Below are 14805 nucleotides of genomic sequence, written 5' to 3' on the forward strand. Positions count from 1 at the left end.
CGGCCGGCTGCGATCGGCAGGCGCAGCGGCTACTGGGTGAGGGTTATGGACAGGGCGGCGGGCATGCCCTCGGCGTCGAGGGTGAGCGTGCCGGAGAGGTTGCCGCGCTCGGCGAGCGGCAGCGACTCGGTGCCGGTGGCGGTGAAGAAGCCGGTCATGGCGAGCGAGCCGTCGTCGTTGGCGGTGCCGCGGGCAGCCAGGCGCATCTCGGCGGACATGCCGTCGTCGCCGGGGGCGAAGACCAGCAGGGCGCTGAAGCGTCGTTCGTCGACCGCCGGGTCGGCAGCACCGAGCGAGGCTGTACTCGGCGAGATCACCGCAACCGACTCGGTGGAGGTGACCGTCTCGGAGGTCTCGACGCCGTCAACCGTCGTAGTCGTGACCGTGGTGACCGTCAACGACAGCGAACCGGCCACGTCGTAGCGGTCGGCACCTGAAGGCGTGAACGTCAGCTCGGCGCCCTGCACGCTGCCGCTGGCCGACACCTCGGTGTCGGGCTGGATCACGACCTGCGTCGCAACGCTCGTCTCGATGATCTCCTCGGCACCGCCAGCGGCGGCCTCCGAAGTCTGGCTGTCGTCGATCACCGGAGTCGCAGCAACAGCAGCAACCGTTGCCACTGCCTCGCTCTGTTGAGGAGCTGCCTCGACCACGGGCGCAGCAGCCGCTGCAGGAGCCGCCTCAGCAGGCGCCACGGAACCGGCAGGGTCAACCACATCGGCAACGGCGGTCACCGGCGCGGCGGCGGGAACGATCACGGGCGCATCGGGCGCCGGCAGCTCCACGGCCAGCGGCGTCAGCACCTCCATCACCGAATCGGGCAGCACCCGGTCGGCCGCCTTGTGCACCGGCGAATCGACTGTCGGGGCGATCACGGCCGTGGCCAGCCCGAAGCCGACAGCGGCCTTGGCCACCACCGGCACGCCGACGGTTGCCGCATTCGCCGTGGCAGCAGCGGCCCGTGTGGCCATCGGGGCGGTCTCGGCCAGCATCGGCATCGCCGAATGCAGCGCAGCCCGCCCGCTGCCGGGCGACGACTGGCTGGTCACCGCAGCGGCGGCACGCTCGCCGCGGCGCAGCAGCCCGATCAAGGCCACCGGCGCAGCAGCCGCCAGCTTCAGCGCGGCCCGAACGGCGTTGCGGGCCCGCGACACCCGCGCCCGGGCATTCTCCTCGGACACGCCGGCCTTCTCGGCCACTTCCTCGTAGCTCAGCTCCTCCACGAAGCGCAGCATGAGCGCCTCGCGGTACTGCTCGGACAGGTTGTCGACGGCGTCGGCCAGCTCGGAATCGTCGATGTCGAGCCCCAGCTCGTCTTCGATGGATGACGGCGGGTTCAGCGCCCGATCATTCGACGCGAACCGCTCGGTCTTCTCGCTGTCGCGGCGCAGGCGGTTGCCCTCGTCGCTGCAGACGTTCGACAGGATGCGATGCAGCCACGGCCCCACCAGGTAGTTGCCGTTGAACCGCGGCATGGCCCGCAGCGCCCGCACCAGCGCTTCCTGCACAGCGTCTTCCGCCGCCTCGGGGCAACCGAGCTTGCGGCGCGCGTGACCGAGCAGCTGCGGCCGGTACTCCCGCACCAGCTCGGCGAACGCTTCGTCGTCGCCGGCTTGGTACGCGAGAACCAGATCTCGGTCTTCAAGACGCAAGGCCATTGCAGTTACGCATCCGAACAGCGGGAACGCCATCGCTCCCGTCAATCACGATGCTACCGCGGCCCCCAAGAGCTATTGCCGTCACATTTCGGGAGGTCGCGAAGTTGCAACCGATCCGCCTGCGGGCCGCAATGCAGCAAGGCTGCGGCTGGTCCAGCGCCAGACTGGAGTCAGGAATTGCGTGTGATGGCCACTGTATGGGTGTCGCCGTCGTCTGCGGTGACGGTGATGGTGTAGCCGTGCAGCGTCACTGACTCGCCCACACCGAGCACCGGGAAGTCGTCGACCTCGCTGTTGCCGCTGTCACCGGCCACCTTCACGGGCAGCTCGCCCGAGCCGATGAACGAGTCGACGGTGTACACCATCACGCCTTCGGTCACGAGGCCCGGGAAGGTGGTACGGGCGTTCGAGCTTGGATCGACCCACTCCTGGCCGGTGTCGTAGCCGACCGCACGGCGGCTCTCGATCACGATCACGTTGTGGGCGGTCAGCGGCACCACTGCCAGCGCCACGCCGTCGCCAGCCTCAGCGATCGGCGCCAGCGACACGGTTGCCCCGGCGCCGCTGTCGCAGTGCACCTGCGACGGGTCGAGCCAGCCGAGCTGCCACCGGCTCCAGCCGAGCATCTCTTCGAGCTCGAGGTGAGCCGCCGTGCCCAACGACGTGTTCCCGTCGGGGAAGCGCCACACATGCTGCAGCCGCTGGTCGCTCGACTGTGTCTGGAACTGGACTCGCAGGCCCATCAGCCCCATGTCCACGAACGCCCACACGTCGTCACCGGACAACTCGGGCAGCGTGTGCCGGTCGAAGTCGTAGGGATACATGTCGAGCAAGCCCAGGTTGTGGGCGATCTCGTGGGCGCCAACGGAACCCCACTCGTCGGGTTCCTGGGTTTCTTCGAGCTCGTTTGTGTTCACCCTGGTGGTGGTGATGGTGACGTCATCGGCGGTGGCTTCGCCGGTGGCGTTGCCGCCCGAGAAGTGGCTGCCAGGGAACACCGTCAGCACCATGTCGAGCGTCGAGAAATCGACCTCGTCGTCTGCCAGGGCGACAGCGTGCGCCGATGCGCCGCGGACCAGACCCTCGCCGGTGGCCGTCGGACCGATGTACTCGGCGGTGTCCTGCTCGGCTCGCAGCCAGCGATGCAGCGGCACGAACTCGACATCGAGCCTGCCGTAGCTGGCGGCCTCCAAGTACTCCTCGGCCCACGGCAGCCCTAGCGCAGCCTCTTCCTCGGTGGTGTGGGCGGCCTGGGCGTCGGGGAAGTCCATGAACAGCACGCCGATGCGGAGGGTGCCGACCGCCGACGGCGCCCAGTGGGGCAGCGGGAACCCTGCCGTCGTGTAGCCGAGGCCGCTGGGCCGGCAGTCGTCAGCGATGCCTGCGGGCTCGCCGCTGGCTCCGGCCACATAGGCGCGGTGCTTGCCCTCAGTGTCGATGGTGTGGACGGCGATGCGCTGCCCGTCGGGCGACCACCGCGGCGCGAGCGTGCGAAGGCCCTCGTCGTAGACCACCTCTTCGTCGATGCCGTCGATATCGGCAATCACGATGGATGACTTGATGCCGTCGCCGCGTGCAAAGGCCATGCGTGTGCCATCGGGCGACCACGACAGCCCGCCGGCGAAGTACACCGCGGCGTGCACGCGGCGCTCATTGCTGCCGTCGGTGTCGGCCACCACCAGGAAGCCGTTGGCCTGGTAGGCGAGCTGGCTGCCGTCGGGCGACCAAGTGGCCCAGCGATCGATGACGTCGCCTTCGGTCCGCTGGTTGTTGTGGCTGCCGTCGGCGTTGACGGTCCAGATGTGTGATTGCCAGTTGCCGTTCTCGTCATTCTGGCCACGGGAATAGGCGATGCGGGTGCCGTCGGGCGACCAGACGGGGGCGTACAGGTAGCCGCCGTCGTGGTCCACCAGCTTCCGGGCATCGGTGCCGTCGTTGTTCACGGTCCACAGCGAGGCATTCCCGGTGTAGACGAGGCGACTGCAGTCAGGCGACCATGCGGGGTCTTCGGCGCTGGTGGAGGGCACGAGCTGTGTCGGCTCGTCGTCGATGGCGCCGCCGCAGGTGCCGGCGGGCAGCACCCCGGGCGCGGTACTGGGCTCGCTGTCTTCGGCTTCTTAGGCGGCCTCGCCGTCGCCGGTGTCGGGTTCCTCGCCGGTGAGATAGGCGTCGATGGCGGCCTGAGACACGGCTGCGTCGCCGCCGAACACCCGCAGGCCCACGGCGTCGTGCTGGTCGCGGGCAGCGTCGAGATAGGCGGCGGTGTCGTCGGGAATGTCGCCGGGGTCGGCGAGCACCAGCGGAGCGCACAGCCGGCCGAGCAGCGGCGCTGCGCTGAACGAATCGAACGGCACCCGTGCTCGGGCCACGCCGATCGTGTCGTTCGCGAAGCATGTCCTGCCGGCCACAGCGCTGTATTTGTCCTCGGCCAGCTCGGCAGCCTTCACCGCGGTGCCATAGCGGGTGCTGCCCGCCACCCGCGACACATCGATGCCGAGGTTCTTGACGGCCTGCTCGACGGCGTCGCTGAGCGCGGCGGTGCCGCCCATCAGCACCACGTGCTCGATGCCCGCGCCGCTCAGGTAGTCAGCCACCTCCGCGTGCAGCTCTCCAGGCGGGCTCAGCAGCACCGGATGGATGCCCCGCGCAGCGAACGGGCCCGCCACCAGCGCATCGGCGAACACCTCCCCGCTGGCGATCACCGCCGTGGGGCCCAGATCGCCCATCGCACCCGGCGTCACCCGCCCCGCAGCCGCCACACCGGTGGCGTACAGGTCGTCGCCTGTGACACGCTCCGTCGTGATGTCGGCCTCGCTGAGCGCGTCGAGAACCTCAGCGCTTACGCCGCGCCCGGAACCGTGCGCGCCGCCGCTCGCATCAGGCCCCACCACCAGCGCCTTGGAGACGCCCACCCGCTCTAGGTACTCCAGCGCGTCGGCGCGCAGCTCCTCTGGCGGAGTCATCAGCACCGGCGCGCCCAGCGATCCCGCCAGTGGTGCCGCAACGACGGCATCGGTCCAGCGTTCGCCCGACACCAGCACTACCCACTCCAACGAGCCATCGGCATCAGCGGCTACCGCCTCGGCCACCTGCAGCGACGTCTCATACCGGTCGGCGCCGCCATACCGTGTCGCCCACACATCTGTGCCGGCGGAACCGTCGTCGCCCTCTGCAGCACCAACCGCGGTAGCCGGAACCACCAGCACACCACCGAGGCCCGCCATCACCGACAGCACCACCAACGTCAGACGTCGCACCCGTCGCAAGCTAGTAGCCGTCTGTACGCAGAAATCCCTACGCATCAACGCCTATTGGTGTGAAATTACTCGCCGATTTCGCCATCGAGCAGCGCCAGCACGTCCACTGCCGGTGCCAGCAGGCTGAGACTGCCGACAGCGAATCCGCCGCTGTCGGTGATGGCCACCCGCAGCTGCGTCGCTACGCCGACCACCTCGAGCCGGTCGTTCAGCACTGGGCCGCCGCTGCTGCCGGGGGCGACCGGCGTGTCGGTCTTGATCCAATTCAGCCCGTCCAGCATCGTGGTGCCCGAGTAACGGCCGGTGGTGAGCGTGAGGGTGTCGCCGCCGATTTCCGGGTAGCCGAGTGCTGTCAGCGTCTCGCCCGCCGATGGCAGCTGAGCGGCGATCGTCAGGGCGGGAAGCGGAGCGATATCGGGATCCATGGTGAGCAGCGCCAAGTCGCGTTCCTCCGCAGCCCGCACAAGAGAGAGCGGCACGAATCGCTCCGGTGCTTGTTCGAAGGTTCCGCCCAGGTAGGCACGAATGCGACGGCACTCGCGCCCGTCATCGTCGACGAGCACATGGTGGTTGGTCACAATCTGGTAGCCGTCGCCGACGATGAATCCGGATCCCTGCTTGCGCGTGGCGCCGGCGGCGCTGAGGCAGCGCACTTGCACCACCGATGGGGCCACCGAATTCCAACCCAGCCCGCCCGACACGCCTGCGTCAGCCGAACCGGAATCCCGCACGATGCCGGTCGCCACAGCCGACAGCGCCGCCGTGGGAACGGATGATCCCATGCCGACGCCGGTCACCGTCGCCCGAGTGCCGCCGTCGATGGCCAGCCGCCAGTCCTGGCCGAACCTGCCCAGCGTCTCGGGCACAGGTTCGCCCTGGGGCGGGGCAAGCAGCAATGGCTCGCAGGGGCCGCGGACCGCTCCGGCGGCCAGGCCGCCGAACGGCACCGTCCCGCTGGCGACGGCCACGTCAGTGACCGGGTGACAGCCCGAGTTGCTGAACGCACGGCTGGCGATCAGCGCGGCCGTCTCGTAGCGGTCGGCACCGGCAATGCGATCGGTGTCGATGCCGAGTTCGGCGATCTCCTCTTCCACATCAGCGGAGATGGCCGCCGTGCCGCCCAGGATCGTGACCGAGGACACCTCCCGGTCCCCGTCGGTCAGAAAACGGCGTGCCTCGTCACCAAGCTCGTCGGGCGTGGTGAGGATGAGCGGGGTCGCCATGGTGACGCTGGGGGCCGCAGCTACCGCATCGGCGAAGTTGACGCCAGAGGCCAGATAGACGGTGTCGATCTCGTCAGGAGCGAAGGTGCGTGCGACCCGGCGGGCGGTTGCGTACCGGTCATCGCCGGCAAACCGGTCCACCCGGAACCCCATGCCGCGCAACGTCTCGGCCACGCCCTCGGACACCGCCGCAGGAACGCCCAGAATGATCACCTTGGCCTTGGCGTGCGATGCGCACGGCTCCAAGTACTTGCGGGTGACCGCCGGCAGGAACGCCTGCTTGGTCAGCAGCAGCGGCCGGTCGAGCGCTGCACCGGCCAGAGCATCGGGCCAGTTCTCGCCCGATGCCAGCGCCACGCTGTGCGAGCCGATGTCGCTGTCGCAGCTGCCGCCGGCGACATTGGCCGCCAAGGCGTACACGCTGGCGCCGCTCACCCGCTGCACCGTGATGCTGGCCGACTGGGCACCTGCGGGCTGCGGGGCGAACAGCACCGAGCCCGCCAGCGCGACGCTGCACATGGCGAGGAACGACCGCCGTGGGCTGCGCCGCGGCCGACTGCTTGCTGGACTCATGCCGACCTCACACTCCAAGGCTCGCCGTCGCAGAAACGCTAGGGGAAGCGTCGGCGGCACAGACGGCGCGTTTCGTCACAAGTTGCACGCCTTTGCATGAGCACACTTCGGGATACGCGGTCGTAGGCGTTTGCTGGCCGCTAGGGGCGGGCATTGATGTAGGCGTCGACTCGCCAGACGATGGTGTCGTCGTCGCTGCCGAAGTCGTTCACGGCGATGGTGGACATGAACCCGCCAGCTCCGTAGCCGTCGTCGGCCAAGCCCGCCACGGCGGCGCCGGCGAGGATTTCTGACGGCTCGTCGGGGTGCGTGCCGTACACCGAGCGCATCCACGATCCCGACCGCACCACGCTCATGCCGCGCAGCTCCCACCGGTCCGACACAAACTTGGCCTCGCCCTCGGCGATGCCCGACACCGTGCCCGCCGGGGTCTCCACCGACCACCGGGCGTTGAACGTGTGCGGGCGCCCGGCGCCGAAGCCGCGGTCGATCTCCAGCGACACGAATGCCTCGGTGACCTGCTGGCGGTGCGGCGGCAGGTGTGCGAACACGCCGGGGCTGCGGTTGCGGAATGCCAGCCGGGTGTTCTCGCCGGTGGACGGGCTCTCGTCGCTGGGCACGCCGCCCGACACCGGCTCGGCCGCCTCCACCACATCGGTCAGCCAGAAGCGCCGGTTGGCGTTGGCCGCCACCGTCACTGACCGTGAGGTTCGCCCGTAGGGCCCCACCGCCCGCGCATAGGCGGCTGCCGTCTCGGACAGCTCGAAGGCCACGCAGCCCGGGCTGGCCGGCAGCGGCTTGCGGCGCTCGCCGTCGACGTCGCCCCGGTACCAGCCGAGCGCTGTCAGGTCGGCCTCGAGCACCGGTGAGCGGTCGGGCGATGTCTCTGCCAACAGCCAACGGGCCTCGGCATAGGTGCCTCGGGGGAAGCACAACCACGTCTGATCGGTGCTGATCGAAGCACGCGTGGAGCTGCCAGCGCTGTCTATGGGCCCTTCGGCATTCGCTCGATGGAACACGGTTCCGTCGATAGCAAGCCTGGTAGCGAACACACCGATGCCTCGCTTCGCATCGGGCGCCTTCTCGATGCGATCGGGGTCTTCGTGGTGCGGCGCATACGCGCCCACGAGCACCGGCACTCGCGGCTCGGCATCGGGTGCCAGCCTGCCGCTCACCAGCGACGAGGCTTGGGCCAGCACTTCAGAGGAAATGACTGCTTCGCCGCCGAACGCCACGACTAGGCCAGGGGCGAAGCAGCTTCCTGAATTGACTGCGGCGGTGTACGCGTCGTGGTCGTCGGCCCCTGATCCATCGGCGTCGATCCTGCCGACATCTCGCAAGCACAACCGTCCCGGCACGAACACGTCCTGCAGAAACTCCGCTACCGACGTGGGCAGTTCGGTGGCTCCCGCCGGCACCAGCAGCATGGGAGTTGCGGTTCGCTTCGGACGAGGCACCGCCGTCGAGGTTGAGGCGCTCACAGGCCGCCGCGCTATCGCGACCAGGCCCGGCTCATTCGCGTCGACCGGCCCCGCCAACCGCTCGGTGACGTATGGGTGATCGTCAGGCGACGGAGCCGACGCGGCACCGCAGAACGCACCGGCACCGAGTGCGTCAGGCCAGCCGTAGGTGCGGCGGGGACCGTCGCTCAGCGCCGCCAGGCACAATGACGACCGAGCAAAGTGGTCGCCTGAGCCGGTGGGCCACCAACCGCCGAAGATCTTGGCCATCTCCACGCTGGTCTCGTATCGGTCTGCTCCCGCCACCCTTCGCAACTCGGCTCTGGCGATCTGAGCGGCCAGTTCCGCGACAGCTGCAGGCACCCGTGACGAGTCGCCGAGCACGATCAGGTTCTCGACGTCGAGCAGGCTCAGCGCTACCGCGGTCTCTTCGGGCAGTTCGTCGCTGCCGTCGTGCAGCAGCACCGGCACTTGCCAGAAACTGGTCCACCAGCCGGCTGCCAGGGCATCGAGGCCCTCAGCCAACACGACGGCGCGGCCCAGCACTTCGCATCTGCTGGCTCGCTCACGCCACTCCACCACCGAGTTGGCATAAAAGGCCGGCACCGCATCGCCGTCCGATGCCGATGGGTCTTTGCAACCGGTAACGCTGCGTGGAACCGAGCGTGTTCCTAGCGACAGCGCGACGGACGCGGCCGTTCCGTATCGGGACTCGCCGCTCACCCTGAAGACCTCGTCGTAGCCGATAGAGACGAGCTCTCGTTCGATCTCGACGGGCACGGCGGCGGGTCCGCCCACGATGATGGCCTGGCGGGCGGAATTGCAACCGCCGATCCGCAGGTCTTGCGCGGCCAGCTGGGCGGCATGGTTCAGCGAAGCGGCCCCGTCGCGGACCGAGTCGGTCAGCAGAATAGGTGCAGCGAATGTGTCGACCCGTGCGAAGCCGCCTATGGGGTCGAACAGGGGGTCGCTGGCGGCGACACGCCGCAGGTATGGCTCGCTTGAGCGGCCGGTCGAATCGGACAGCGAAGCGGCGGTCACCGCATCGGCCGGAACATCCGACGCCACCACGATGATCGACCGCGGGCACAGGCCCAAGCCCCACCAACCGTCGGCCGAACCCAGGCTTCGGCCGGTGCCAGAGGTGGCGTCGGGTGAGTCGAAGGGATAGCCGCCGTTGCCTCGCAGAGTCAGCGCTACGGCCAGGGCGGTCTGGTGACGGTCGGGACCCCACATGCGCACCGCGTTCGGCCATGCTTCCAGCTCAGGTATTGCCAAGTACGAACGTGGCCACTGGCGAGGCGAGATCGGGCCGTCTTCGGGTGCGCTCTGGCCGCTCGCGCTCGGGATGGCCAGCAGCGATGCCGCTGTCATGGCTGCGGCCAGCGCAGCAACCCACCGAACCCGCCTGCGCGGCCGCGTCAATTCCACGAGAGGACAGCTTGTCTCAGCAGCAGCATGGCTCCAGCGCGCGATTCGGGAATCGGCGGCGATGGTATCTCGCTGTATCACCGCGTCGGCGGGCTGGGGCTGTTCGGCCGGGAATGTCCATGCAAGAATCCTCCCGGTGCAGATCCGCGAGACGCATTGCGAAGGCGTGGTGATCCGGACGATCGGCCCGAGGTCCAATGCTGTCTTCGGTTCCAGCTCGCAGAGCGTCACCGCTCCGCAAGAACAGGTGTCGATTCTGCTTGCCGATTCACCGGAACTGATTGCCGAGCCGCCTCAGAGCGAGGTCGCAGTGATGCTGTCAACACTTCCGCCGATCGCGACGGTGCCCGCATTCGACGTGAGCAGGGTCAATCCGATCGGATGGAAGCCGGCTCACGGCCCTCCACTGCACCCGACTGGCTCGCTCTCCGAGAGTGGATTGAGCACCGTCGACATGCGCAAAGCGCACCACGTATCGGACTGGACTCGGCCCGGCGCCGATCCGGCACTGCGTGCGGGCGAACTCGCGGCCGCTGCAGCCTCGGGCGTGGTGGTATCCGTCGGGCCCAACAGCACCAAACTCGAGCCCTTCCTCGGCAGCGAGCTGTACGAGCTGATGTCTGCAACCGACCGCATCGAGGGCGCCGACGCCCACGGTCGAGAGTTGCTCAGCATCGCTCTTCGACGCGCCGCCCTTCGCCATCATTCCCCGAGCGCCCGCACCCGGCAGCTGCTCACCGCCGCCGGCTTGGAGCCGCCCCGGCTTCACCTGATATCGGTACTCGCACCCACGTGCCGACCCGGCCGTGTGCCTGCGCTTATCGACGCCATTGCCGCCCAGACATATCCGAGCGTCGAACTCGTTGTGGCCCAGCACGGCAGTGGCTTTGAGCGCTCCGAGACAGAGGCACAATTGGGACGTCTGCACTGTCCTGCGCGAGCCGTTGATGTCGAAGCGGATCGCTCCCTGGGGGAGGTGCTGAATATGGCACTCTCAGCCGCATCGGGAGAGATGGTCGCGAAGATCGACGACGACGATCTCTATGGCCCAGATCACCTGTGGGACCTGGTGCTTGCCGCTGAGTATTCAGGCGCCGCTCTCGTGGGCAAGGTGTCTGAGTACGTGTACCTGGCCGAAACGGGCCGCATGGTCCGCCGGTTCGTCGGCTTCGGGGAACGCCACATCGACCCGGAGCGTCTCAGCGTTGCCGGCGGTGCCGTGGCAATGCGCCGCGACGCGCTCGACGCCATCGGCGGATGGCGTGCGATGGGTGTGGGGGAGGACAAGGCACTTGCCCGCGACATCGCGACGAACGGCGGAAGCGTGTACCGAACCCACGGCGCGGGGTATGTCCTCATGCGTCACAGCGCAGGGCACACCTGGGAAGTCGACGACTCGTATTTCTTGGAGCAGGCGCACGAGACGTGCGAGGGCTGCGACCTTCAGTTCGCCGGCATGAACTGAGAGCCGGCGGCATGGGAGACACCGACCCGGGCTCCGCTGATACTCGGCGCTCGTCGCCGAAGCTGTCTCGCCTGCGATCGGGCTGGGCGGCGATGGTCCTCGTGCCCCTGGCGATGCTGGCGCTCTGGCTGCCCGACCTCGACTTGCCCCTCGGCAACAGCGACGACGGCCGTCTCGTGGCCTTTTCGGGCTTGCACGCACGCAGCTTCTGGGAGATGGGTCCGATCGAGTCCAGATTGGGCGCTCGGGTCGATCCGTTCGTGCGTCCTGAGTTCGGCGTGATTCCTCGCACAGATCCCCCGGTCGAGGCCGTGACGTACGCACACCATCCCCCGCTGAAGGAGTTCCTGTCGATCGGGTCGGCCGGTGTATTCGGCGAGAACCCCTCGGCGCTGCGAATACCGATATATCTGCTCGGGGCAGCGACGCTGCTGTTCATGGCTTCGCTGCTGCGTGCATGCGATGTCCGCTGGGGACCGATCATCCTGGCGATCGGCGCCATGGCGTGCACCGGCTTCTTCTACGTGTTCGGCCGTCTGGGGGTCAGCTTTTCCCTGCTGGTGGCCTCCACAGCAACCGTGGCGTGGCTGATCAAGCATGAACGGCCGTCTCGGCTTGCGCTGGCTGGCACAGCGGCACTCGCGGCGCTCACCGCCATGCAGTCGTGGATCAACATCGCATCGTTGGCACTGCTGGCAGCCTGGCTCTTCGCGAACCGTCTGCGGCAAAGCCGCCAAGCCGACGCGGGGTCGAATCGGTCGGGGCTCGGACTGTGGAATCGCTTGAACGACGGCTGGTCGCCAACGCTCAGCTGCTTCGTCATCGGCGCTTCTGTCGGTGTCTGCATCACCGCCGCCTGGATGCTGTACGCCACCGGGTTCACCGAACTCAGCGATCAAGTCGCCGTGCGTGTCAGCAACCGCGTCACCTCGGGCGAGCAGTCCATCACGTTCACGTTCGACGAGTTCCTGTCGAGGCAGTGGCGCTTCGCCACCGAGGAACTGCTCGTTCCCCCGTGGCTGCGGCTCTTGCTGGCGCCGGCCCTTCTCGCGGGGCTGATCGACCGGCGTACCCGCGTGCCCACGGCAATCACGCTGACCGTGGCCGCTGCGCTCACGTTCGGTGTCCCCCAAGGAGCATGGGTTCACAGGCTCTGGAACTTTCCATGGCTCGTGCCGGTGACCATCGGGCTGGCCGCGCTCCTCGACGCAGTGCGGCGAAGGCTGCCCTCCGGTGCCCGGGGCGCTGCGGCGTTGGTCGCGGGCGCAGTCATTGCCGCCACGATGTTCGCCGTGGTCAACGGTTCCACCCGGGACCGGTACATCTCCAACCCAGCCCACGTCGGCGAGGCGCTCGAACAGGTCGTCGGCACGCCGGCAGCCGCCGGTGCCGAGCTGGCCTGGGTGGGGCCGGGATTGCCAGCACCTCGTTGGGTCTCGTACTACCTCGATGTGCCGGTATGGGATCTCGATGCGGCCCGGCTCGACCAGATCGAAGACTCCGACATCGTGGTAGTGCGAGCCAGCAGAGTGCCCGAGTACTTCCCGGCAGATGCCCTCGCCGACCCCTTGGCGTCGGTCGGCGACTTCCGGGTCATCAGTGCCGCTTCGCTGTTGAGATAGCCCGGGGCCGGCACCACCGCGCTCCGCGGCCGGCACAACGTGTGGTTCGTGCCCGCAACCCTTGACGACCACCGGGTGCATGGCTTCCGCTGAGCGCGGTTCAGGACCAGCGGAGACTCTGTTCACCGCAGAACGAATGCTCGGCTACTTGGCCGAACTGGACGCACTGCTCGCCGACGAGGGCGTAGCCGAAGTACTGCACCTGCACGTGGCCGTTGGCGCGGTCATCGCCCCCAAGACCGACGCCCGGCTCACTTCAGATGTCGACGTCGTCTCTGAGGCGATGACTGAGCAGCTGCGACGCGCCGTTGCGGTGGTGAGCGAGCGTCACCCAGGACTTCGCCGTGATTGGCTCAACGACGGCGCCAAGCCCCAGCGCGTCAACCTGCCCATGGAACCCGAGCGCATCTACACCGGCAGTTGCCTGGTGGTGGACTCGGCGGGCGACCGCTACGTGCTGGCAATGAAGCTCGCCAGCGGACGGCCGATCGACGAAGCCGACTGCGAATTGCTGATCCGCAGCCTCGCCATCCGCGACGAGCGTGCAGCTCGGGTCACCCTGCGGCACGACACCCACGTGGGCATCATTATCGACGACGCCCGCAGAGGCGGTTCTTGCAGCGTCGTGACCGTCTACGGCTGCTGCACTGTCCGCGACTCGACGCCCAAGGTCGTCTCGATGCGCGCCAGACGCTCGGTGTGATCAAGCAGCACAGCGTTGACCTCCCCGAACCTCGCATTCATGTCGTCGCGCAGGGTGTTGAAACCCACCACGGCCAGCCCGAGCACGCCCGCGATCAGCGCCGCGCATGCCGTGCTCAGCACCGGCACCAGCAGCGACCGCCGCTCAGCAGCCCGTGCCGCCGACAGCGCAGCCGACTCAGCCGGCTGCTGGCCGCCAGCATCCGGTGCGACAGCCGACGGGCGGTCCTCGGTCACATCAGCGATGGTACTCACCGTGCCTCCCGGCCCTCGCGCGCACCCGGCCAGCGCGCTCGTGAGCGAACCTAGAAGCACCGCCGCGCGGCAGCCAAGCGATTTTCGCCCAGCGCAGACGGCCCGGCCCGGCGCCCGCGGAGCGCTCCAGAGCAGCAAGCACCGTTGCAGCGCACCGACCGCCTCAGCCGGCAAGGCGATTGCTTCGGCTCGACAGTTCGAATCTGTCGAGCGGGGACGCGGGGGAGCCCCGGGGCGGGTGCCCCGGGGCTCCTCTGTTGTTGTCAGTCGTGTGACTGTTGGTTGTCGGTCTGTGCCGTTCGGGCGGGTTGCCCGGTCGGTTCGGGCCGACTGTGCAGCAGCTCGCTAGTTGCGGGCCTTGACGCTGCTTGTCACCGCGATGCGACGCTGCGAGCCGGCGTTCATGCTGTCGTCGGTCCTCGCCCTAGCAGTCGAGGAAGTGACATCAGCCGCATAGCCGGTCGCAATCGCAGCCACCGCAGGCCGGAAAGCGGTCTCGGTGGCATCGGTGTTCGGGTCATCAGCCAGCTCAGCCGCGCCTGCTGCGGTGTTCACCAGATCGCGTGCCATCGGCAGGTTGGCGGCCAGAGCCGTCTCGCCCTCATAGCGGACGACCTGCACCGGACCGCTCACCGCTGTCTGATCGGACGACACCAGACCGAGGCCGCCGCCGGCGGTCCCCGCGGTGACAGTCCCGTCATCAGCGACGGTGCCTCCCGCCACAGCAGCCCGGATGCCCGCATCGGTGTTCGCCGCCCCAGCACGGTGGGCTGCCGCGAACAGCAGGTCCTCGAGCAGCTCGTCATGATCGACGGTGCTGACATAAGCATTGAACCGCACCTCGATCGCGAACTGGGTGCGGCCCGTGTCAGCCGAAACGGCCTCCACGTTGCGCGGCGCCGGCGAACCCGCCGTCACCACACCCAGCGCAGTCGCGGCCCGCCCGGTGGTGCAACTCGTGAAGCCCGCCGAGAACCGAGCGTCGAAGTCGGCGTTCGCTCCCAAGGCCGCGAGCAGATCGCCCAAAGCGGCCGGATGAAGACCTGCTCGGCATGGCCTTCGAGGACTGTTGAATCAACAGCTCAGGCACCCTCGCCACTTGGACCGAATACGGCTGGCATCGGAATCGAACAGGGTGCAGAGTCACCCGCGCAAACGT

At 68.4% G+C, this 14805-nt stretch carries 10 protein-coding genes; 3 read left to right on the top strand and 7 right to left on the bottom strand.

Annotation, left to right across the window (positions count from 1 at the left end; all coding sequences use genetic code 11):
- Positions 1 to 29 precede the first annotated feature (29 nt).
- The 5 genes from ACOQPE_RS03935 to ACOQPE_RS03955 all read right to left on the bottom strand — a co-directional run bounded on the left by ACOQPE_RS03935 (position 30) and on the right by ACOQPE_RS03955 (position 9602).
- Complete coding sequence (locus ACOQPE_RS03935) at positions 30 to 1658, bottom strand: RNA polymerase sigma factor (protein ID WP_420610605.1); 1629 nt, start codon at positions 1656 to 1658, stop codon at positions 30 to 32.
- A gap of 170 nt (positions 1659 to 1828) precedes the next feature.
- Positions 1829 to 3739 (bottom strand): hypothetical protein, encoded by a 1911-nt coding sequence (locus ACOQPE_RS03940; protein WP_420610606.1) that lies wholly within the window; start codon positions 3737 to 3739, stop codon positions 1829 to 1831.
- A 36-nt stretch (positions 3740 to 3775) separates the two neighbouring features.
- Complete coding sequence (locus ACOQPE_RS03945) at positions 3776 to 4915, bottom strand: cell wall-binding repeat-containing protein (RefSeq protein WP_420610607.1); 1140 nt, start codon at positions 4913 to 4915, stop codon at positions 3776 to 3778.
- A gap of 65 nt (positions 4916 to 4980) precedes the next feature.
- On the bottom strand, positions 4981 to 6711 hold the full coding sequence (locus ACOQPE_RS03950) for a cell wall-binding repeat-containing protein (protein WP_420610608.1): 1731 nt from the start codon (positions 6709 to 6711) through the stop codon (positions 4981 to 4983).
- A 140-nt stretch (positions 6712 to 6851) separates the two neighbouring features.
- Positions 6852 to 9602: a cell wall-binding repeat-containing protein gene (locus ACOQPE_RS03955; protein ID WP_420610609.1), complete on the bottom strand. Its 2751-nt coding sequence runs from the start codon at positions 9600 to 9602 to the stop codon at positions 6852 to 6854.
- Between the two features lie 136 nt (positions 9603 to 9738).
- On the opposite strand from ACOQPE_RS03955, the gene ACOQPE_RS03960 reads away from it, so the two are divergent.
- The 3 genes from ACOQPE_RS03960 (at position 9739) to ACOQPE_RS03970 (ending at position 13392) form a co-directional block, all read left to right on the top strand.
- Entirely contained in the window at positions 9739 to 11067 is a 1329-nt protein-coding gene (locus ACOQPE_RS03960) for a glycosyltransferase (RefSeq protein ID WP_420610610.1), read from the top strand.
- A gap of 11 nt (positions 11068 to 11078) precedes the next feature.
- On the top strand, positions 11079 to 12689 hold the full coding sequence (locus ACOQPE_RS03965; RefSeq protein ID WP_420610611.1) for a hypothetical protein: 1611 nt from the start codon (positions 11079 to 11081) through the stop codon (positions 12687 to 12689).
- 148 nt (positions 12690 to 12837) lie between these two features.
- Positions 12838 to 13392, top strand: coding sequence for a hypothetical protein (locus tag ACOQPE_RS03970; RefSeq protein ID WP_420610612.1), 555 nt, complete (start codon positions 12838 to 12840; stop codon positions 13390 to 13392).
- On the opposite strand, the gene ACOQPE_RS03975 is transcribed toward ACOQPE_RS03970, so the two are convergent.
- Both ACOQPE_RS03975 and ACOQPE_RS03980 read right to left on the bottom strand, forming a co-directional pair.
- Positions 13323 to 13646 (bottom strand): hypothetical protein, encoded by a 324-nt coding sequence (locus ACOQPE_RS03975; RefSeq protein ID WP_420610613.1) that lies wholly within the window; start codon positions 13644 to 13646, stop codon positions 13323 to 13325. The genes ACOQPE_RS03970 and ACOQPE_RS03975 overlap by 70 nt on opposite strands.
- Positions 13647 to 13991: 345 nt before the next feature.
- Entirely contained in the window at positions 13992 to 14672 is a 681-nt protein-coding gene (locus tag ACOQPE_RS03980) for a hypothetical protein (RefSeq protein ID WP_420610614.1), read from the bottom strand.
- Positions 14673 to 14805 lie beyond the last annotated feature (133 nt).

The organism is Candidatus Poriferisodalis sp., assembly GCF_965219595.1.
GTDB lineage: Bacteria > Actinomycetota > Acidimicrobiia > Acidimicrobiales > Poriferisodalaceae > Poriferisodalis.

Coding starts and splice junctions, on each gene's coding strand:
- ACOQPE_RS03950 (WP_420610608.1), bottom strand. CDS start 6,711: ATGAGTCCAGCAAGCAGTCGGCCGCGGCGCAGCCCACGGCGGTCGTTC.
- ACOQPE_RS03965 (WP_420610611.1), top strand. CDS start 11,079: ATGGGAGACACCGACCCGGGCTCCGCTGATACTCGGCGCTCGTCGCCG.
- ACOQPE_RS03935 (WP_420610605.1), bottom strand. CDS start 1,658: ATGGCCTTGCGTCTTGAAGACCGAGATCTGGTTCTCGCGTACCAAGCC.